Source organism: Corynebacterium sp. NML120713, assembly GCF_001875735.1.
GTDB lineage: Bacteria > Actinomycetota > Actinomycetes > Mycobacteriales > Mycobacteriaceae > Corynebacterium > Corynebacterium pseudogenitalium.
In genome coordinates this window covers 236,354-256,237 of record NZ_MLCR01000013.1, presented here as the reverse complement: position 1 = coordinate 256,237, position 19,884 = coordinate 236,354, and the positions used below count along the sequence as shown (strand labels likewise).

At 59.3% G+C, this 19,884-nt stretch carries 14 protein-coding genes and 1 tRNA gene; 6 read left to right on the top strand and 9 right to left on the bottom strand.

What is annotated here, in order from left to right; all coding sequences use genetic code 11:
• Nucleotide 1: 1 nt before the first annotated feature.
• The 3 genes from BJP06_RS07545 to argS all read right to left on the bottom strand — a co-directional run bounded on the left by BJP06_RS07545 (nt 2) and on the right by argS (nt 4,436).
• On the bottom strand, nt 2-1,354 hold the full coding sequence (locus BJP06_RS07545) for a homoserine dehydrogenase (RefSeq protein WP_070362639.1): 1,353 nt from the start codon (nt 1,352-1,354) through the stop codon (nt 2-4).
• An 84-nt stretch (nt 1,355-1,438) separates the two neighbouring features.
• Entirely contained in the window at nt 1,439-2,773 is a 1,335-nt protein-coding gene (gene lysA, locus BJP06_RS07540; protein WP_071573388.1) for a diaminopimelate decarboxylase, read from the bottom strand.
• Nucleotides 2,774-2,783: 10 nt separating this feature from the next.
• Nucleotides 2,784-4,436: an arginine--tRNA ligase gene (argS, locus tag BJP06_RS07535; RefSeq protein ID WP_071573387.1), complete on the bottom strand. Its 1,653-nt coding sequence runs from the start codon at nt 4,434-4,436 to the stop codon at nt 2,784-2,786.
• 233 nt (nt 4,437-4,669) lie between these two features.
• Between argS and BJP06_RS07530 the strand changes: the two genes are divergently transcribed.
• The 6 genes from BJP06_RS07530 to BJP06_RS07505 all read left to right on the top strand — a co-directional run bounded on the left by BJP06_RS07530 (nt 4,670) and on the right by BJP06_RS07505 (nt 11,168).
• Nucleotides 4,670-6,346: an L-lactate permease gene (locus tag BJP06_RS07530; RefSeq protein WP_071573386.1), complete on the top strand. Its 1,677-nt coding sequence runs from the start codon at nt 4,670-4,672 to the stop codon at nt 6,344-6,346.
• 48 nt (nt 6,347-6,394) lie between these two features.
• A complete protein-coding gene (locus BJP06_RS07525; protein ID WP_071573385.1) occupies nt 6,395-7,180 on the top strand; it encodes a (Fe-S)-binding protein in 786 nt (261 codons plus the stop codon).
• The gene (locus BJP06_RS07520) at nt 7,177-8,706 is read left to right on the top strand and encodes a lactate utilization protein B (RefSeq protein WP_071573384.1); all 1,530 of its coding nucleotides are present in this window, start codon (nt 7,177-7,179) and stop codon (nt 8,704-8,706) included. The genes BJP06_RS07525 and BJP06_RS07520 overlap by 4 nt, the downstream gene beginning before the upstream one ends.
• 2 nt (nt 8,707-8,708) lie before the next feature.
• Nucleotides 8,709-9,353, top strand: coding sequence for an LUD domain-containing protein (locus tag BJP06_RS07515; protein WP_071573383.1), 645 nt, complete (start codon nt 8,709-8,711; stop codon nt 9,351-9,353).
• Nucleotides 9,354-9,431: 78 nt separating this feature from the next.
• Complete coding sequence (locus BJP06_RS07510) at nt 9,432-11,009, top strand: alpha/beta fold hydrolase (protein ID WP_070479492.1); 1,578 nt, start codon at nt 9,432-9,434, stop codon at nt 11,007-11,009.
• 85 nt (nt 11,010-11,094) lie between these two features.
• A tRNA-Arg gene (locus tag BJP06_RS07505) sits at nt 11,095-11,168 on the top strand.
• Between the two features lie 111 nt (nt 11,169-11,279).
• Here the strand turns inward: BJP06_RS07505 and BJP06_RS07500 are convergent.
• From BJP06_RS07500 to BJP06_RS07475, 6 genes are read right to left on the bottom strand one after another with little or no spacing between them, the layout of a single operon-like run.
• Nucleotides 11,280-11,513: a PspC domain-containing protein gene (locus BJP06_RS07500; RefSeq protein WP_070362646.1), complete on the bottom strand. Its 234-nt coding sequence runs from the start codon at nt 11,511-11,513 to the stop codon at nt 11,280-11,282.
• 23 nt (nt 11,514-11,536) lie between these two features.
• Nucleotides 11,537-12,010, bottom strand: coding sequence for a MarR family winged helix-turn-helix transcriptional regulator (locus BJP06_RS07495; protein ID WP_070362647.1), 474 nt, complete (start codon nt 12,008-12,010; stop codon nt 11,537-11,539).
• A gap of 44 nt (nt 12,011-12,054) precedes the next feature.
• Nucleotides 12,055-14,691, bottom strand: coding sequence for an AAA family ATPase (locus BJP06_RS07490; protein WP_071573382.1), 2,637 nt, complete (start codon nt 14,689-14,691; stop codon nt 12,055-12,057).
• Nucleotides 14,692-15,897: a DNA repair exonuclease gene (locus tag BJP06_RS07485; RefSeq protein ID WP_071573381.1), complete on the bottom strand. Its 1,206-nt coding sequence runs from the start codon at nt 15,895-15,897 to the stop codon at nt 14,692-14,694.
• Entirely contained in the window at nt 15,897-16,760 is an 864-nt protein-coding gene (locus BJP06_RS07480; RefSeq protein ID WP_071573380.1) for a hypothetical protein, read from the bottom strand. The genes BJP06_RS07485 and BJP06_RS07480 overlap by 1 nt, the downstream gene beginning before the upstream one ends.
• Nucleotides 16,757-19,882 carry a DEAD/DEAH box helicase gene (locus tag BJP06_RS07475; RefSeq protein WP_071573442.1) on the bottom strand — a complete coding sequence of 1,042 codons (3,126 nt, stop codon included), beginning with the start codon at nt 19,880-19,882 and terminating at the stop codon, nt 16,757-16,759. The genes BJP06_RS07480 and BJP06_RS07475 overlap by 4 nt, the downstream gene beginning before the upstream one ends.
• Between the last annotated feature and the right edge of the window lie 2 nt (nt 19,883-19,884).

Sequence of the window (19,884 nt, the reverse complement as noted above, 5' to 3'; positions counted from 1 at the left end):
CTTAGGCGTCTAGGCGGATCACCGAGTTGATTTGCTGCACATCCGGGTGCTGCGAGAGGCGCTCCACGATGTCACGCAAGTCCTTCTCCAGCGCCTTGTGCGTCACCACGATCAGGTGCGCCTCATCGCCGGACTCCTCCTGGCGCACTGCGGAGAGCGACACGTTTGCCTCCGCAAACTTTCGGGTCAGCTCCGCCAGCACACCAACGCGGTCGTTGACGGTCATGTTCACGTGGTAGCGAGTCGCCACCTCGTCGAAGCCGACCACTGGGTAGTTCGCGTACGGGTTCTCCGCTGGTGCACGGCCGCCGTGCACCTTGTTGCGGGCTGCACCGACCAGGTCACCCAGCACTGCAGACGCGGTAGGAGCGCCACCAGCACCGTTACCGTAGAACATCAGGCGGCCAGCGGCCTCAGCCTCGACGAAGATGGCGTTGTACGACTTATCAACGCTCGCCAGCGGGTGCTCATTCGGGATGAGCGTCGGGTGAACGCGAGCATTAACGGCAGTGGTCTTGCCGTTTTCGTCGTAGAGGCGCTCACAGATCGCCAGCAGCTTAATCGTCTGGTTCGACTGCTTCGCCGCAGCAATATCCTCAGCAGTAATCTTCGTGATGCCCTCGCAGGACACATCGTCGAACGTGACTCGTGTGTGGAAGCCCATCGAGGCAAGGATCGCTGCCTTGGAAGCCGCGTCGTGCCCCTCAACGTCGGCAGTCGGATCAGCCTCTGCGTACCCCAAACGGGTCGCCTCAGCGAGTGCTTCCTCGTAGGTCGCTCCAGTCGAAGCCATCGCGTCCAAGATGAAGTTTGTCGTACCATTCACAATGCCGGAAATGCGCTGAACCTGGTCACCGGCCAACGAGCGACGCAACATACCAACAACTGGAATCGCCGCAGCAACCGCTGCCTCATAATAGAGATCGACGCCTACTTCATTCGCGGCGTCGGCAAGCTCGGAACCGTGCGCTGCAACCAGCGCCTTGTTTGCCGTAACAACGGACTTACCTGCCTTCAGAGCAGACAACACCAGTTCACGTGGGTAGTCGATGCCGCCGATGACCTCGACTACAACATCAACGTCATCGCGAGTGATCAGCGAGCGAGCGTCATCAGTCAGCTCAATGCCTTGCACCTCAGGCGCATCCTTGTGCTTTTCCACGTTGGAGACCGCAACACCGCGCACCTCAAGTGGGCCGCCGATACGCTGCTCAAGATTGTCAGAAAACTCCCGAATGAGGCGAAGCACCTCACTGCCCACAGTGCCTTTCCCCAAAATAGCGACACCGACCGGTTGACCAATTCCCTTACCTGGGTAATTACCGTTACGGCTCTCTGCAGATTCGACCGACATCTCTAGATTCTCTCCTACTTCGATACTGGTACGTTCAGCTACGGCGCAGTGTACCGCTTTGTCTATTTCGCACAGAATACATTCTTATTTATATTCACGCGAGAGAATGTCTTCAACAGTTTCTCGCCGCACCATCGGCTTGATCTTTCCAGCCCGGACCGCAACCACGGCAGGGCGCCCAAATGAGTTGTAATTCGAGCTCATCGGGTAGCAATACGCCCCTGTCGCGGGCATCGCGATCAGGTCGCCGCTGACGATGTCGTCCGGCCACTGAGCATCCTCGATGAGAATATCGCCGGATTCACAGTGGGAACCCACCACACGAGTTGCCACCGGCTGGCCGCCTGTAAACCTGTTGACCACCCGGCCCTCGTAGACGGCGTCGTAAAGCGCTGGACGAATGTTGTCGCTCATGCCACCGTCAACGGAAATGTAGCGACGCGTCTTGGTGTACGAAATCTCGACGTCTTTGACCACGCCCGCGCTGTATAGCGTAATGGCGGATGGCCCGGCGATCGCACGGCCAGGCTCGACAACCACGGTCGGCGACGAGATGCCGAGTTCACCGGCAACCTCGTCGACGGCAACCAACAGATCTTTCGCAACCGCAGCAACGTCCAATGGCGCTTCTTCCTCAAGCTGCGCGATGCCATATCCGCCGCCAAGGTCCAAGTACTCAAGCGCAACGCCGCGCTCGGTCCAAATCTGCGCATACAGCGCAAGCACACGTTCCGCGGCGAGCTTGAACCCCTCTGCATCAAAGACCTGGGAGCCTACGTGGCAGTGCAGGCCGGTCAGGCGCAGATGCTCCGCATCGATCGCGGCACACGCCGCCTGATAGGCAGAGCCAGACGCCAAGGAAATACCAAACTTTTGGTCCTCGTGGCTCGTCGCGATGAATTCGTGTGTGTGCGCGTCTACGCCTGGCTTCACGCGGATAAAGACCTCTTGGGTGGTCCCCATTTCCCCGGCAAGCTCATTGAGCTCTCGAAGCTCCTGGTGAGAATCAAGGACGACGTGCGCTACCCCGGAATCGATGCACAGCTGCAGAAAGCTGCGCGACTTATTATTCCCGTGCACCGTAATCCGCTCTGGCGGAAAGTTTGCAGCAAGCGCAATGCGAAGCTCATTTTCGCTCGCAACATCAAGCGCGAGGCCTTCCTCGTCAACCCAGTGGGCAATGTGCGTGGTCAAGAACGCCTTCGACGCGTAGTGCACATGTGCTGGGTCACCGAACGCCTTTGCCATATCGCGACACCGCGAGCGGAAGTCGTCCTCATCCACCACCATGACGGGCGTACCGTACTCTTCGGCAATCTCTGGAAGGGGCACGCCAGCGATAGTCACGACCCCGTCTTCTTCTCGTTTGGTGTTGCGTGGCCATACGTGCGCGGGAAGCGCATCAAACGCTGCGGTCATGTACTTCCTCCTACATCCGTTCCGGCGCGCTCACGCCGATCATGCCGAGTGCGTTTGCAAGTACCTGGCGCGCCGCCATCGCCAGTGCGAAGCGGGCGGTATGCAACGGCTCAACTTCCTCGCCAGGCTTCGGCAGGATCTGGCAGGCGTCGTAAAACTTGTGGAAGGAGCTAGCTAGTTCCTCCGCGTAGCGCGCGATTCGGTGCGGTTCGCGCAGCTGCGCGGCGGTGCTCACTACCTCTGGGAACTCACCCAGGGTACGAATGAGGTCGCCCTCCTTTTCATGCTCAAGCAACGCAACGTCCGCGCCGTCGGTAGTGACGCCAGCTTCCTTCGCCTTGCGAGCGATGGAGCACAGACGCGCGTGACCGTACTGCACGTAGTACACGGGATTGTCGGAGGACTGCTTAGTCCACAGGTCAAGGTCAATGTCCAACGTGGAATCCACAGAGGAGCGCACGAGCGAGTAGCGAGCCCCGTCAACGCCGATAGCGTCCACGAGATCATTGAGAGTAATGATCGTCCCGGCGCGCTTCGACATCTTGACTGGCTGGCCATCACGCACAAGGTTGACCATCTGACCAATGAGCACCTCGACAGCCTCAGGGTCATAGCCAAGAGCCTGCGCTGCGGCGCGGAGGCGCGCAATGTAGCCGTGGTGGTCCGCGCCAAGCATGTAGATCGCCAGTGTGTGACCGCGGTCAAACTTGTCTGCCACGTACGCGATGTCGCCCGCGATGTAGGCGGCGTCGCCATCGGACTTCAGCACGACACGGTCCTTGTCGTCGCCAAACTGGGAAGAGCGCAACCACCAGGCGCCCTCGTTTTCGTACAGGTTGCCGTTGTCTTTGAGCGTTGCAATCGCCTTATCGACGGCCCCACTCTCAAACAGCGAATTTTCGTGGAAGAACACGTCGAAGTCCACGCCGAACTCGTGTAGGGACTCCTTGATCTGAGCAAACATCATTTCCACGCCTGCGGCACGGAACGTTTCCTGCACGTCTTCGGGGCTGCCATCAAGCGCATTCGGCTGCTTCGCCACAATGTCGGCGGCAATGTCATTGATGTAGGAGCCGCCGTAGCCGTCCTCTGGAGTCGGCTCCCCCTTTGCCGCTGCTACTAGTGAACGTGCGAAGCGGTCAATTTGGCCACCGTGATCGTTGAAGTAGTACTCGCGGGTCACCTCGGCACCGCTCGCCTCTAGCACGCGGCCAAGCGAGTCGCCCACAGCTGCCCAGCGGGTCCCGCCAAGGTGGATCGGGCCGGTTGGGTTCGCCGAGACGAATTCGAGGTTGATACGCTGGCCGTCAAGAAGAGATGAATTGCCGAAGGTCTCGCCTGCCGCCAAGATGTCCGCAACCAGCTGTCCCTGCGCGTCCGTGGCGAGGCGCAGGTTCAAGAACCCTGGGCCTGCGACGTCAGCTTCTGCGATTGCGGGGTTTTCCAGGAGGGCGTCGGCAAGCCACTGTGCAAGCTCGCGCGGGTTCGTACCGGCTTTCTTCGCCACCTGCAGTGCGATATTCGTCGCGTAATCGCCGTGCTCAGGGTTGCGCGGACGCTCGACGGTCACTGCATCGGGCACGACGGATGCGTCGAGATTGTGGTCGGAAAGCACCTTGACGGTCGCTTCATGAACTGTTGTAGCGAGATCAGCTGGAGTCATGGGCAAACAGTCTAATTCACGTGCCGGACATTCTCCCTATTCCCCCATAAATGCCGCGCGACCCCCATTTGACTACCCCCACCATAGGTACTGAAAACGCTACTAGCTTGAACTTCTACAGACCTCATCCATTTGTGTGACCTAGCATACTTTTTGGTTTTCTCATTGCAGATGTCACCACAGTACTTTGGGGAGGTATTTTGTGTAGCCCTCTGACTCCAAGGAGTGTCTCAGTGGACAAGTTTCAAATTATTACCGACGCAGTAGGGGGAAGCCTCGGGCTTTCTGCGCTCGTTTCCACGATTCCCCTTCTCACATTTTTCTTCATGCTGCTCGCGGTCAAGGCCCGCGCGCACACATCCGGCGCAGTAGCGCTGGTCGCAGCTATTGCAGTCGCCGTCTTCGGCTTCAACATGCCAACCGAGATGGCACTTGCGACTGCACTACGCGGCGGATTGTTCGGACTCTTCCCAATCGTGTGGGTGATCTTGACCGCGATCTGGTTTTACCAAATTACGGTTGCATCGCGTCGCTTTGAAGATCTTCGCCTGGTCTTTGACAAGATGGGCAGCGGCGACGTCCGCATCCAAGCAATGCTCATTGCATTCTGCTTCGGTGGCCTACTCGAGGCCCTCGCTGGATTCGGCGCACCCGTCGCGATTACCGCGACGATGATCCTGGCGCTCGGCATCCCACCTTTGAAAGCCGCAACGGTAGTCCTGATTGCAAATACAGCGCCTGTGGCATTCGGCGCCGTCGCCATCCCCATTACCACCGCGGGCGAGGTCGGTGGCCGCACCCTCGAGCAAACGCAGAACATCGCCGCGATCGTTGGCCACCAGACCCCTCTGCTCGCATTCTTTGTTCCTTTCATCATCGCAGCAATTATCGACGGCTGGCGAGGCATCAAAGAAACCGCACCTATCGCGGTGACGATCGGACTGAGCTTCGGCATTGCCCAGTGGTGGACATCGAACCACTTCGCCTACCAGCTCACGGATGTCGTAGCCTGCATCGTTGCCCTTGGGGCTGCCTTCGTGGCGCTTCACTTCTGGAAGCCTTCGACTACCGCCGCTCTCCGCGAACGCCTCGGCTTGCCTGAGTACGAGGACAATACTGAACTGCCTGGCACCCGAGTCTGGATGGCGCTGATGCCGTACGCAGTCGTGGTTGTCGTCTTCGGTCTAGCGAACCTGGGCACAACCATTCCGCAGTGGCTGAGCTCGTTCAAGATCAGCCTGACATGGCCTGTTATCGAGCGCGGACTGCTCTTCAACCAGCTGGGTGAGCCAATCAACACCGACTACACCTTCGCCTACATCAACAACCCCGGCACGCTCCTGGTCATTTCTGGCCTCATCGTCGCTATCGCCTACATGATCTTTGACGGCAACGGTCTCTACCAGCTCAACTGGGCACAGGTGGGACGTGAGTTCGTCGATACTTTCTGGCGCATGCGTTGGTCATCCACCACTATCATGTTGGTGCTCGCGTTGGCCTACGTCATGAACTACTCGGGCCAGACCGTTTCTATCGGCGAATTTTTCGCCAACATGGGCGGCGTATTCGCATTCGCTGCCCCAGTGCTTGGTTGGGTCGGCGTGGCAGTAACAGGCTCCGACACATCCGCCAACGCGCTGTTCGCTAACCTCCAAGTCACCGCTGCAAATAAGTTGGGCCTCAACCCGGACCTGATGTTGGCGGCAAATACGACCGGCGGTGTCGTCGGAAAGATGATTTCGCCGCAATCCCTCGCTATTGCCGCGACAGCTGTGAATTTGGAGGGCAAAGAGTCCGAACTCTTTAAGAAAGTTGCAGGCTTTTCCGTGGTCTTCTTGGTTGCGGTGTGCCTGATTGTCTTCCTACAAACCAACCTACTGAGTTTTCTAGCTCCAACTGTTGTACCGTAGACGTATTACCATTATCTGTATCGTTCACGACCATCAAAGGAGTCCACATTGCGAGTAGCACTGTTTTCTACTTGTATCGGTGACGCCCTGTTTCCTGACGTCCACAAGGCCTCAGCACTTGTTCTCTCTCGTCTGGGCTACGACGTAGTCTTCCCTGAGGGACAAACCTGCTGTGGCCAGATGCACGTCAACACGGGCTACCAGGAACAAGCTGTGCCAATCATTCAGACATATGCCGATGCGTTTGCTGACCCATCCATCGACTATGTTGTGGCCCCTTCCGGCTCGTGCGCTGGTGCAGTTCGCGAACAGCACGTACGCCTCGCCGAACGATACGGCAACAAAGCACTTGTCGACGGTGCTACGCAGGCAGCGAAGAAAACCTACGAGCTCACGGAGTTCATTGTGGACGTCGCTGGCGTGACCAACCTCGGCGCGTTCTTCCCACACAGGGTGACTTACCACGAGTCTTGTCACTCTCGCCGCTTCCTGAAGGTCGGCGACCGCCCCTACAAGTTGCTAGAGGCCGTCGAAGGCATCGAGCTTGTGGACCTGCCAAACGTCGAAGAGTGCTGCGGATTCGGCGGCACGTTCTCGGTAAAGCTGCCCGAGGTTTCCGCTGCGATGGTCTCCGACAAGGTGCGCCACATTAAGGACTCGAAGGCAGAGTTTGTCACCGCCGGCGACTCGTCGTGCTTGATGAACATCGCTGGCGCGATGAGCCGCCAGCACAACGGCATCCGCGCCCTGCACATTGCAGAGATCCTCGCATCCACGAAGGAACACCCGTGGACGCCTACGACCGCTGCGTACTCGAAGGAGAAAATGCTGTGAAAGTTGCACTCGGCAAACCAACGATGCCCCCAGTGGCACACGGGCCGAGCCACCTGCGTGGCTCGGAGCGCTTCGGACAGGCTGCACACCATGAGCTCGATAACGTTACGAAGCGTCGCAACCTCAACTACGCGACTACGGCTATTCGCGTAAAACGTCAAAACGTTGTGGACGAACTCGACGATTGGCAAGAGCTTCGCACCGCTGGCTCCACCATCAAGCAGGATGTTGCGGCCCGCATGCCTGAGCTGCTCGAGGAGTTCGAGCGCAACGTCACCGCTCGCGGTGGCCACGTTCACTGGGCACGCGACGCCCAGGAAGCCAACGACATCATAGCTTCGCTCATTGAGGAGACAGGCGAGACTGAAGTCGTCAAGATTAAGTCGATGGCGACGCAGGAAATCGCGCTCAACGAGGAGCTAGAAAAGCGCGGCATCCATGCACAGGAAACCGACCTTGCGGAGCTCATCGTTCAGCTCGGCGAAGACTTCCCATCACACATCCTGGTGCCAGCGATCCACCGCAACCGCGAAGAGATCCGAAACATCTTCGTGGACAAGATGCCCAACACCGACGACTCGCTGACGAACAATCCGGCAGAGTTGGCCGAAGCCTCTCGCATTTTCCTCCGCGAGCAGTTCATGAAGGCCAAGGTGGCTATCTCCGGTGTCAACTTCGGTATCACTGAGACCGGCACGGTCTCCATCGTCGAATCCGAGGGCAACGGTCGCATGTGTCTGACGCTGCCGGAGACACTGATCTCCGTCATGGGTATCGAGAAGTTGCTGCCGAAGTTCGAGGACTTGGGCGCGTTCTTGCAGTTGCTCCCGCGCTCCTCCACCGGCGAGCGTATGAACCCGTACACCTCACTGTGGTCAGGTGTGACGGAGGGCGATGGCCCGCAGAACTTCCACATCGTTCTCCTGGACAACGGTCGTACCCACGCGATGTCGAACGAGATCGGCCGCGAAGCACTGAAGTGCATTCGCTGCTCCGCATGCCTCAACGTGTGCCCGGTCTACGAGCGTGCTGGTGGTCACTCCTACGGCTCGACATACCCTGGCCCAATCGGCGCGATTATCACGCCGCAGCTGACCGGCATCGAGTCTGCCGAGGACCCGAACGCGTCGCTACCGTTCGCATCTTCCCTGTGTGGGCGCTGCAACGAAGTGTGCCCAGTGAAGATCCCGATCACAGACATCCTGCTTGAGCTTCGCCACCAAAAGGTAAAGGAGCACAAGCCGTTCCTGGAATCCACAGCCTTCGGCGCTATTTCCCTACTGTGGGGCAAGCCTGCGCTGTGGAACGCTGCTATGCATGTTGTTTCACTAGGTCGCGTACTCGGCGGTTTCAAGGGTGAGATTTCTTCAATGCCAGGCTTCGTTGCGGGCTGGACTGACTACCGCGACGTGGCAGTGCCACCGAAGAAGTCGTTCCGCCAGTGGTGGAATACGGACGAGGCGAAGGACCTCCTCGCTGAGGCTCGTCGCGAAGGGATCCCAGCTAATGTCAGGAAGGATGGCTAACAATGTCAAGCACCCGAAATGAAAGCGCGAAGCGCGAGATTCTTGACCGCATCCGCACTGCACAGAAGCTCTCCCATACCCCAGAGCACGTCGAACCAGTGCGCGAGTACCGCACCACCAGCGACCACACTCCCGAGCAGTTGCGCGAGATTCTCATCGATCGTCTCCTGGACTACAAAGCGACGGTTGTAGAGACAACCGAGGAGACCCTTGCCGCAGACATCGCCGACATTCTTGCGAAGCGCGAGGCAACCGACATTGTCTACGCACCAGGTCTTGACGCCGCGCTGTTCGAGAAGTTCGACGGGAGTGCCCGCCCTGACGATCCGTCAAGTGACCCGCGGGAACTCGGTCCCATCGGTGCCGCGGTGACCGACTCGCACGTCACGTCAGCTCAGACCGGCTCGATCGTGCTTGAAGCTGGCGAGCTGTGCGGACGCCGTGCGCTGTCGCTCGTCCCCGATCGCCATGTGGTCATCGTCCGTCCAGAGTCAGTGGTCTACGGCGTGCCGGAAATGATCGCTCGCATCGATCCGGAAAAACCCGCTACCATGATTTCTGGTGGTTCAGCGACCTCAGATATCGAGCTTGTTCGTGTCGAGGGCGTCCACGGGCCCCGCGACCTGATCGTGATGGTTGTGAAGTAGAAACACACCGTCGACATTCCCTACCGATCAGCGCATCGGTAGGGATTTGTCTTTTCGCACCCCAACGGAAGGAATGCAATGCGCACCACAGCTTCAGTAATTGCGGCGCTCGGACTGCTTGGCATGGCCGTCGTAACGCCTGCTACTGCGCAGCCAGCACCGGCTGTGCAGTGGACCAAATGCCCGAAAGAAGTCAAAGATTCAACAGCGCAGTGCGGACACATCGACGTCCCCATGCGCTACAACCAGCCGAACGGCAAAAAGATTCAAATTGGATTCGTACGAGTCCCAGCGAAAACCCAAGCGCGCCGAGGCGCACTGTTTACCAACCCCGGTGGCCCAGGTGGCGACGCCTACGCTTACGCAGCCGGCAACATTCTTGATTTCCCGAAAGAACTCAACAACGAGTGGGACATCATCGGTGTGCAACCCCGTGGCCTGCCCGGCTCGACTGCACTTGAGTGCGCAATTCCCGATGTGAACGATCCTGGCCAGATAGCCAAGCTCACTGCTGACAGTCTCTTCAACGCAGGAGGTTTCAACCGTTCGGCCTGCCAAGGCGACAAGCCTGGCTACCCCGAAACCATCACCACGGAGAACACCGCGCGCGATTGGGAGGAAGTTCGACGCGCGCTGGGCTACCAGCAGATTTCCATCCTCGGTGTCTCCTACGGCACGTACCTTGGTTCCGTATACGCGACGCTATTCCCCCAGCACACCGACAAGGTTGTGCTTGACTCCGCAATGGATCCAACCCGTTCCTGGAACGGCATTGCCGCCGACCAACAAGCAGCGTACGAGAAGGCGCTCAACGAATACTTCGCGTGGGTAGCACTCAACGACGCCAAGTACCACATGGGCAACACTCCCCTGAAGGCGTACCAGTACTGGTCGCGCAAGGTAAGCGCGCAAGCGGGAACTAATCCCACCGTCACTCCCCCGCCTGCACGCGTTGGCGATCTGCCAGCGGGCCTGGAGTTCGCCGGACAGGCTGGCGCGGACGCCATGACAGCAGTCGGGAAAACCCGTGTCGAAGGTGAAGGCGTCATCAGCCGCATGCTGAACCCTGGTGCTGTACAAGCTAAGTCGCCGCTCCTGCAGGAGACCCGCGCTATGCTTCCAACCCCAAAGATGTGGGACTACCTGGCAAGGTCCACAAACGGCACCCTGACCGCTGAAGAATCGAAGCAGCCGTCCAAGGAAGAGATTCAGCAGGCGGTGGATCAGATGATGGCGGTCGAGCAGCTGCAGGCTGCCCAGTGGTGCAATGAGAACGTTGTCCCCGGCGACCCAACGCTGCTCCCCTCATTTGCATGGTCACAGCTCACGGGAGACCCGTTTACGTTCTTCAACGCTTCACGCGGCTCAGGGTGGTACTGCAACGGCGCCGGCGCAGTCACCGGAATCGCGCCACTCAACGGGGCGGCATTAAAGACTCGCCCATTGCAGCTGTCCGCGACCCGTGACCCCCAGACGCCATACTCAGGCCACGGACAACTCGCCCGCAGAATGGGAACCCAGGTAGTCACGATTCACGGCCCGGGCCACGCGCACTTCGGCACCGGCAATAAAGTTGTCGACGCCACCGTCATCAACTACCTGCGCACCGGCAAGGCCGATCGCACTGATGCACCAGGCTACTGGGAGGCCCAATAGCAGCTACTTTCCGCAGTCTTAGGCCAGTTATGTGCCCAGCATATCTGGTGCTAAGATTGCGTCATTGCTTGTGAATAAGCAGTGAGTCTCCGTAGCTCAGCGGATGAGAGCATCGGTTTCCGGTACCGAAGGTCGCAGGTTCGAATCCTGTCGGGGACACAATTTTTCAACCCCCGCTACCTGGTGAAATTCCTGGTAGCGGGGGTTTGTTGGTTTTGACTGATTTTACCTGAAATCGTCTCCCCTACGCTTTCAGAACGCAATTTCGTGCTAAAACTCCGGGGGAATCACAATCCAGGCCACTATATACAGGATGAACAAAGGCACAAACGCCGTGCAGAGCCCAATCAACACCGTGCCGATTCGTACAATCGCAGGGTCGAGTCCAAAGTACTCCGCGATGCCGCCACAGACCCCGCCGATGTATTTGTCCACCATGGAACGCTGTAGCCGCTTCGGTGCCGGGTTCGGTTGGTAGTGAGGTTGGTTCGTCGGATAAGACATGGCGCCTCGCTTTCCTAGAGTCGTTACTTGTTATGCCCAGGGCCGGTTTGCGCACCGAGTACACCCTGAAAAAATCTGGTCAAAGCTGGGATGTCGGCGTCATCAAGGTGGTCGAACACCAGGCGTCGCACGCTTTCAACGTGGCCCGGGGCTGCAGCCTCGAGTCGCTGTAGACCGTCCTCGGTGAGCGCTACCAAGACGCCACGGGCGTCTCCCGGGCTCTTCTGCTTTGATACCAAACCGCGCTTCTCCATGCGGGTGACCTGGTGCGATGTTCGGGATCGGTCCCACTCCAGTGCACCGCATAAGTCACGCAAGCGCATCGTGTACCCATCCACTTCTGAAAGGCTGACCAGCACAGAGAACTCCGAAGTCGACAAGTTTGAGTCTGCCTGGAGTGTGTCGTCGAGCGCGCGCGAAATTTTGCGCGCAGTGGCAAGCATGAGCCGCCACAGGTCTTGCTCGGCATCGCTGAGCCAGTGGGGTGCGTCAGACATGCACCCCACTGTAGTAGATCAACCAAACAGTTTCATAGCATTAATTAATTGGTTTTTAGCTGCTCAATCTCGTATCGGTTGCTACTGGCAACGCCGTCGTACCGGTTGGGGTAACACGTCAGCACAATCACTTGAGCGTGCTTGCCCACCCTGTTAAACAGCGCGTTCATCAGTTGCAACCGGTGGGGGTCTGTCGCGCCGAGTGCATCGTCTATCACCACAGGTACCGGTGCTGTTCCATCACGGGCGACAAGCTCCGCAATGGCAAAACGGGTCAGCAAGGCGAGCTGCTCCTGTGCGCCACCAGAAAGCTCCTCGATCGGCAGAGAGACACCAGCAACGTTGCGGCGGGTGATTTGCAGTTGGTCGTCGAGCTCGAATTCCACATCTCTGCCAAACAGCGCCCCCGCGTAGCCCTCCAGCGCAGCAGCGAACGGCGCCGCATAGCGTGCATTCGCCTCTTCACGGTAGCGCTGTAGCGTGTCATACAAGAGCTTGGTTGCTTCAGCACGGCGGGTGGTTCGGCGGTACTCAGACTCAGCTGCGTCCAACAGCGCTTCGGCTCGGTCGACCTTTTCCGCAATACCAGTCGCCATTTCAAAAAAGCTTTTCAGCTCGGCAACGCGCCTATCGGCGGCATTGTAGCGGTCTTGCAAGTTCACGACGCGGGTTTGCGCGCTTTCGAGCAGCGCCTGTGCCATGTCCACGTTGGCCTCGTTTGCCGCCGTGGTGACCTCTTCAAGTTTTGTGCGCGCAGCGCTCAGTCCAGCCTCAGCAGTTGCTTGTGCCTCGCCCAAGTCTTCCGACGTTGTATGTTCCTGCTCTGTTCGCAACTCTTCATCGGCGTTACGTACTGCTTCCTCGTGCGTTGCGAGTTTGGTCTCCAGCACAAGCAGTGCCTGGCGGGCCTTTCGCTCCCGGTGCGGCTCCAGCGCAGCCACCGCCACTTCCGCGTCATGCTGGGCATTCTGTAAAGCAGCCTCTGCAGCAGCGGCCTCGTGCTCAGCAGCATCGAGATCCTTTAAAGCTACGCCTTCCCCCAAGGCCTCAGCGTGCTCTGCGTGTAGTTTCTGCAGCTTTAGGTGGCGTTCCTGTAGCGCAGATAGGTCTCTGCCTGCGAGGATGTCTTCCCTGCGTCGCTTGGCATCCTCCACGCGTTGAGCAAACGTCCGATGCTCATCGCGCTTCGCTCGCGCCTCCGCAACGTCAGCACAACCAAGCTCCGCGAGTAGCTCCTCAAGCGCGCGCTCCGCATCTTCCACCGCGCTGTACTGGTTCGCGCCGCTGGCGCCAGCACTGTAGGTCAGATGAAACTCACCGAATTCAAAGGTGGTGGCGTCGAAAAGCTCGATAGTGCGCTCGCCTTTGACGTGTGTGGGGGCGTCGTCGTGCACGAAGGTGGCGTCATCGGCATGCACGGTCAGTTTCGCGGTCGAGGCTGCACGGATGGTGCGCTGTACCTTTACTTCACTCGCAGCTTCTTCCACCCGAGTCACATCGGCGTCGGTGACGGGACGACTAGGGGCCTCAGCAACGAGTTTTTGATACTCGGCTTGCGCACCGTCAACCTGGTCAAGCACTGCCTGCAGATCTGCGAGTTCCTGTTGGCACAGCGAGTACTCACGCAGAGCGCTGGCACGGCGTGCCTCCTCGCGTGCATTCGTCAGTGCAGCTTGACGCCGCTCCACGGTTTCGGTGAGTGTCGCAATGGTAGCTTCCTCTTCATCACTGGCTTGCTGGGCGGCGCCCTTCTCCTGCTCGAGCGCTGCCTGCTGCTCACCCAACAGAGCGACGCGCTGCTCCAACTTCTTCCTGTTTTCCACATCCTGCGCTGCGCGCTGTGCCGTGAGCTCTGCGTATTTCACAGCTGCTTGCTCAGCCTGAAGTTTTGCGGCAACCTCTTCGGCGCGCTTCGCCTCGGCTTGACTGGACTCAAGATCTCGCTGTGCTTCCGGCAGCTCATCCTGGATCTGCTGCATTTGCTGCTGCAAGCGCTCAACTTCTACGACTTCATTGTCAAACTTCCGCTTTTCCTGCAACAGCGATTCGTACTGTTGCTGCGCTTCTTCTGCTGCTTTCCGGAGCTTGTCGTATTCGCCACGCGGGCGACCTGTGGGTGTGAAGTACGCTGTGTATTCGTCGCTGATGCGCTGCATGAGCGCGGTGTCATCGTACGCAGCTTCCTCTGCACTGAGTCCGGCATCCCCGTCAAGGGTGCGAACAACGCTTGGGATACCAGCTGCGCTGATCCCTGCTGCGAACTGCCCCTGGCGCAGGAAGAGCGTCGAGGCGAGCTCCTGGTCAAGGTTTTCCGCAAGGATCCGAGCAAGCTCGTCGTCAGCCTCGCGGCCGGTGTACTGGCGCAGCTGCGGTCTGGTGATGTTGAGCTCCGAGTACTTCCCCTTCCCCCACTGTTTGGCAATGGTGAAGCTGTAATCGCCAACCGTCGCCTCAAGCTTTACCGCAGGCGAAACGTCTCTCCCGATCGGAGTGAGCACACCAATCTTCTTGCCTCCGGCAGTGTGGCGTTCGTTGAGCACTGTCGTCAGCGCGTCAAGGATGGTGGATTTGCCTGCTTCGTTATTGCCATGGATCACGATCACTCCGGTATCTGGCAAGTCACGAAGCTCTAGCCGCTGAATACCACGGAAGTTTTCAATGGTGATCGAATGGATGCGCATTTAGCTCACTTCCTTGGAGAATCGGAACAGAAGGTTCACAGCGTCACGTGCTGTCGCAGAGCCTTTAGCCTCATCATGCGCGGATGCCTGGGAAATCAGGTCCCGCATCGCCTCGGCCGCGTACCCGCTCAGCGGAAGGTTTTCGAGCTCTTCATCGCTGGGCGCCAGGTGCAGGCTCATGAGCCGTTCACGCTCATACAACGCAGCGAACACCGGCTCAAGCCGCCCGATCGCCTGCTCAAAGGTCGCCATCGCCGCAAGGCCAAGCGTGCCGCGGACGGAATACTTCACCACAGTGCGGTCCTTGTGCTCGTAGCGTTCAAGCTGCTCTACTATCCTTTCGACGTCACCTTCGTCACTGACCTCCCAGTCCAGTGCCTCAAATGTCCACGCTCCCGTCTCAACCGGTTCGACGTTTACAACGCAATCTTCCGTGGAGGACTTCGTAATCTCGACGACGAGCGTGTTACCGGAATCAACCTCGCCGCCGCCACCAGGGCCACCGATAGCAAAGTCGTGGAAATCAGTGGTTTCCGGGCTGCCCGAGAACCACACGCGCCCACTCGTGCCGAGTGACTGCGTAGAGTGCGTATCCCCCAACGCGACGTAATCGATCACCCCCGAGGCCAGCTTCTCCTCCAGCAAATCCAGATCGATGAGCGCTTCCGCCTGTTCTTTGCCGTAGCCATCCACTTGGCCGTGGCCGACAAGCACGCGAATCTCATCGGTCGGTTCTAAGTCGCGCACGGCGCGAGCACATAAGTCCTCAGAGGCATATCGGGCTTTGAGAGGCGCGCCGACAAGCTCAACACCAGGGACGACCTCTACAGGATCGAAGGAATCGAGCACGAGCACATTCTCAAGGTCATCGGTGGCGTGGAAAATAGAGTCCGCCACCAGCGGGTCGTGGTTGCCCGGGAGCAAGTACACCGGCACTGGCAGGCGCTTCAGCACCTCGAGTGCTCGACCAAGCGTCTCACGTTCGAGCGCGTTGTGCTCAAACACATCGCCGGCGATCACAATACAGGCTGCATCATGCTCCGTGGCTACTTGGCCGAGGCGTTCAACGGCGCGCAAGCGGGCGTCGTCAAACCTCGATTGGGCTTCGGAGCGCAGAAACTTCCGAGTCATGCCAAGCTGCAGGTCAGAGGAGTGGATAAATCGAAACGTGTTCACATACTCACTACTACCAAACGGCTCGGACATTAGTCATCGGTTTCAGTCAACGCATAGAACAGATCTTCGATATCGGAGACAGCCCGCAGCTGGTCGATGTTGGTAAAGGAAATTGTCTGCATCGCCTTGTGCAACATCGTGATGTCAGAATCTTCGATCATCGGAGCGACTTTCGGGGTAGGCAAATCAGGTAACGCGCCGCCTTCCCAAAAGTCCGGCTGCGGGCGCGGTGCAGACACCGTGACTTCGCCCGGCGCGTCAGGCTGCGCTGCCTCGTGCTGCACAGTCGGTGGCGCCATGCCGGTCAGTCGCGCAATCGAACTATCCCGGAGTTGGAGAATGAACTCGTGGTGTTCGCTCATGCGCTGTGCTGCCTGATACCCCACTGCGACGATGTGTTTGCAGGCTACGGCGGGGTCGGGGCAGCTACAGTGCAGCCGAAACTCCTCAGGACCGTTGGCGATCAAGGTGTCCAACGCCTCATCGGTATAGACGCCATTGCGCGCTTTCATCAATGCCGCAGAGTCGTGCGCGATGTCGGACAGCAGGCCACCGATGTCAGCAGCGGTGCGCCGTGGTAGCTCAATGACGGTGTGAAACGGCTCGATTTGTGAACCGGTCACAACCGCATCGATCCCACTAAGCCGCGGGTAGAGCTCGGCAACGTGGCCGCCGTTTGCGTACGCGATACCTCGCTTGATACGCCCGGCGTCGCTGTATCGCACGACTGCTTCCCAGATCCTGCGGCCTGCGGTATTCCACGTCGCAGGCACATCTTTGTACCGCGATCGAGTCTCAGAAGCTTGCTTCGCCTGCTTCTGCTCCGTGGAGCGCCGACGTGCGCCGAAGTTTGCATAAATAACGTTGTCTTCGCGTGGTCGCTGAGTGCTCATAGGTTGCGCTCGCCCCCGTTTCCTCGGTAGCTCATCAGCTGTGCCAGATCGTCAGCGTCGAGTTCCGTAATCCAGCCTTCGCCCTCGCCAATCACCGCACCTGCCAGGTGCATCTTGCCATCCAAGATGTCTTGGATCGATTCCTCCATGGTTCCGCGCGTAATCATCTTGTACACCGTGACGTCTTTCTTCTGGCCAATGCGGAACGCGCGGTCCGTCGCCTGGTTTTCCACGGCGGGATTCCACCAGCGGTCAAGGTGGATCACCATCGATGCAGCAGTCAGGTTGAGTCCGGTACCACCTGCTTTGAGGCTCAGCAGCATCGCGCGCGGCCCGTTCGGCTCCTGGAAACGCGCAACCATTGCGTCTCGCGCGCTCTTTCCTACCCCACCGTGGAGGAACGGAATGATCTCGCCGAGGTAGTCGCTCAGGTATGGCTGCAGGATGTCACCAAACGCTTTGTACTGGGTAAAGATCAACACTCGTTGGTCGGTTCGCACTGCCTCATTGAGCAGCTCCACAAGGCGGGCGACCTTGCCGGACCTGTGGTGGCCGTCGGCAAGTACTGGTGATCCATCGCCCAGGAAGTGAGCCGGGTGGTTGCAGATCTGCTTGATGCGAGTAATCGTGGCAAGCACCAGGCCTTTACGCGCCATACCCTTGCGTTCCTGCAGTTCGCGCTGCATGCGGTCGACGAGTGCCGTGTAGAGCGCCGCTTGCTCCGCAGTCATGTCCACTGTCAGTACATGCTCAGCCTTGTCCGGCAGGTCGTCAATGATCGCGGTGTCTGTCTTCAGCCTGCGCAGGATGAACGGTGCGGTAAGGCGCTGCAGCCGCTCCCCCATCTCGTCGGCGAGGCCCTCGTCCCGGCGCGACTCAATTGCTCGGGCGAAGTGGTTTCGGAAGAAGGACTGCGAGCCGAGGATGCCGGGGTTCACGAAGTCGAGGAGGCTTCGTAGCTCGGAGAGCTTGTTTTCGATCGGGGTGCCTGTCAGCGCGATGCGGTGGCGAGCTGGCAGCGCTCGCACGCTTTTCGACGCCCTCGTCCCCGCATTCTTAATCGCCTGGGCCTCATCGAGCACTACATGATCCCATTCGATGAGAGACAAGTCGATGACGTCGCGCGACGCAATCCCGTAGGAAGTAATGGTGATGTCATGTTTCTTGATGGCATCCCGGAGTTCCTCGGCCTTGTATCTGGCGCTGCCGTGGTGGACATATACGGAGAGGTGCGGGACGAACTTCGCCGCCTCACGGGCCCAGTTGCCTACCACTGAGGTCGGCGCGACGACGAGAGTTGGGCCGGTGCGCTGCCCCCGTTCCTCTTCGACGGCAAGCAGCGTGAGCAGCTGGAGCGTCTTGCCGAGTCCCATGTCATCGGCAAGCACCGCACCTAGATGGTTGCGCGACATGTAGTACAGCCAGTCCACGCCGCGGCGTTGGTACTCACGAAGCTCGGCGTGCACGGTCGTTGGGATGTCGACGCGCTCCGGCGCAGGTCGGTCCATCCCACCAACCAGGGAAGTAAACCACCGGGAACCGGTGAATTCGAGCGGCGACTCCGACCCGCCCTCCAGCGCAAGTTGGCGAAGCTCCGCGGCGGTGACCGCGCCGTGTTCTTCTGAGGCTTCGAGCTTTTGGTACTCCTCCTCAAGCTGATCTGCGCGAGCAGCAAGGGCCTCCGCATCGTCTGCTCCCGCATCTGCTGCGAGCTGCGCCGTCATCCGTGCCTCTTCAGCTTCACGCTTTGCACGCGCAAGCGCGGTCCCATGAAGTTTTTCCATGTAGCGCTTCGTGCGCTCGAGGTGGCGCGTATCGGCAAGCACCCACTCACCGCGCAGTTTGATCAGACCGGACTTGGACTCGACGAGTCGTTGCATCTCATCGTCTGTCAGCTCAGTGCCACCGATGCTCACACGCCAGTCGTAATTGATCAGCTGGCCGAAGCCCAGCCTCGTCACCGCGGTTGCGTCGTACGGATTCTTCGCCTCCGAGAGATGCAGCTTTGAAGTTGTCTCCGCTGTGGTCCAGGCACGTGGCAGCATCACCGCGTAGTTAGCGAGTCGTAGCTTGCTCACTTCAGTCTCTACGAACTGCACAATCTCTTCTGCAGACAGGTACACGTCCCAATCCCCGTCGAGCGCGGAGCCCGGCGTCGTCGTCGCGCGCCGGTGCGTTGCTGGATCGATCAGGTCTGAAACGTTGATGGCGTCGCGAAGCACGGAGTGCAACTGCTGCACGGTGTAGGCGTCGTACTCCGACAGTCGGATAGGGCGGGGCGACTCGTCCCCGGAGCGCACGTTCACCCGAATCGGCCACTGCGTGAGCGCCTCGTCAACCTCTTCATCTGGGTCTGCGGGCTGCTCCACAATAAACACCAGCTGGAAGTTCGTCGCAGTAATCGATCCGTTCCACTGACTCATCTGGCGTGCGAGTGCACTCGAGCCTCGCCGCAACGGCGTCCCGTTGAGCAGCGACTGCACAAAGTCGTGCCATGGGAAAGGGCGCTCGCCACGCAGCATCGAGGAGTTGCGTAGCTGGGCAGAGGCGATCCAGTGCACAAAGGTACGCGAGCAGTCCTCGTCAAGCCTTCTGTTGTTTTCCGTCAGCACGCCCGGCGCGGCCGCAATCATGTCTGCGAGCCAGCCGCGTTCCTCAACACCGGTGCCCAGCTGCCACTGCGCGTACCACTGAAAATCCTGGGAGGGCACGTGGATGGATACTCTCCCCGCACGCACGAACCGCTCCAGGCCAAGAAACATCTGAATCAGCCACAGAAGGTCCGGGGCTACCGACGCTCGCTGCTGCTCAGTGAGCCCCTCCGGCGCTTCAGCATCCGGGCTCATGAGGAAGGACATTGCCTTAAGAAACTGCACGGCTTCATCGGGAGCGAATGCCGCCGTCGGCACCCGAAGCCGCAGGAGCTTCCCCTTCGGCGTGCGCAGAAGCACCTTGCCGCGGTGGCGAAACTTCACCCCTTCCAGCAGCGTATGGACCGGTTCGGGGAAGGTCCCCTTCGGCACTTCATCAAGAGTGATGATCTTGTGGCCCGCCACCTGCTCGACCCAGACCTGCAGGCCAGAATCTGGCAGCCACAGCCCGTGAAGAAGGAATTTTGGCATGC

What these genes read in the sequence shown, in the direction of transcription:
- BJP06_RS07545 (WP_070362639.1), bottom strand. Translation starts at nt 1,354, where the DNA reads ATGTCGGTCGAATCTGCAGAGAGCCGTAACGGTAATTACCCAGGTAAG.
- lysA (WP_071573388.1), bottom strand. Translation starts at nt 2,773, where the DNA reads ATGACCGCAGCGTTTGATGCGCTTCCCGCGCACGTATGGCCACGCAAC.
- argS (WP_071573387.1), bottom strand. Translation starts at nt 4,436, where the DNA reads ATGACTCCAGCTGATCTCGCTACAACAGTTCATGAAGCGACCGTCAAG.
- BJP06_RS07515 (WP_071573383.1), top strand. Translation starts at nt 8,709, where the DNA reads ATGTCAAGCACCCGAAATGAAAGCGCGAAGCGCGAGATTCTTGACCGC.
- BJP06_RS07510 (WP_070479492.1), top strand. Translation starts at nt 9,432, where the DNA reads ATGCGCACCACAGCTTCAGTAATTGCGGCGCTCGGACTGCTTGGCATG.
- BJP06_RS07500 (WP_070362646.1), bottom strand. Translation starts at nt 11,513, where the DNA reads ATGTCTTATCCGACGAACCAACCTCACTACCAACCGAACCCGGCACCG.
- BJP06_RS07495 (WP_070362647.1), bottom strand. Translation starts at nt 12,010, where the DNA reads ATGTCTGACGCACCCCACTGGCTCAGCGATGCCGAGCAAGACCTGTGG.
- BJP06_RS07490 (WP_071573382.1), bottom strand. Translation starts at nt 14,691, where the DNA reads ATGCGCATCCATTCGATCACCATTGAAAACTTCCGTGGTATTCAGCGG.
- BJP06_RS07485 (WP_071573381.1), bottom strand. Translation starts at nt 15,897, where the DNA reads ATGTCCGAGCCGTTTGGTAGTAGTGAGTATGTGAACACGTTTCGATTT.
- BJP06_RS07480 (WP_071573380.1), bottom strand. Translation starts at nt 16,760, where the DNA reads ATGAGCACTCAGCGACCACGCGAAGACAACGTTATTTATGCAAACTTC.
- BJP06_RS07475 (WP_071573442.1), bottom strand. Translation starts at nt 19,882, where the DNA reads ATGCCAAAATTCCTTCTTCACGGGCTGTGGCTGCCAGATTCTGGCCTG.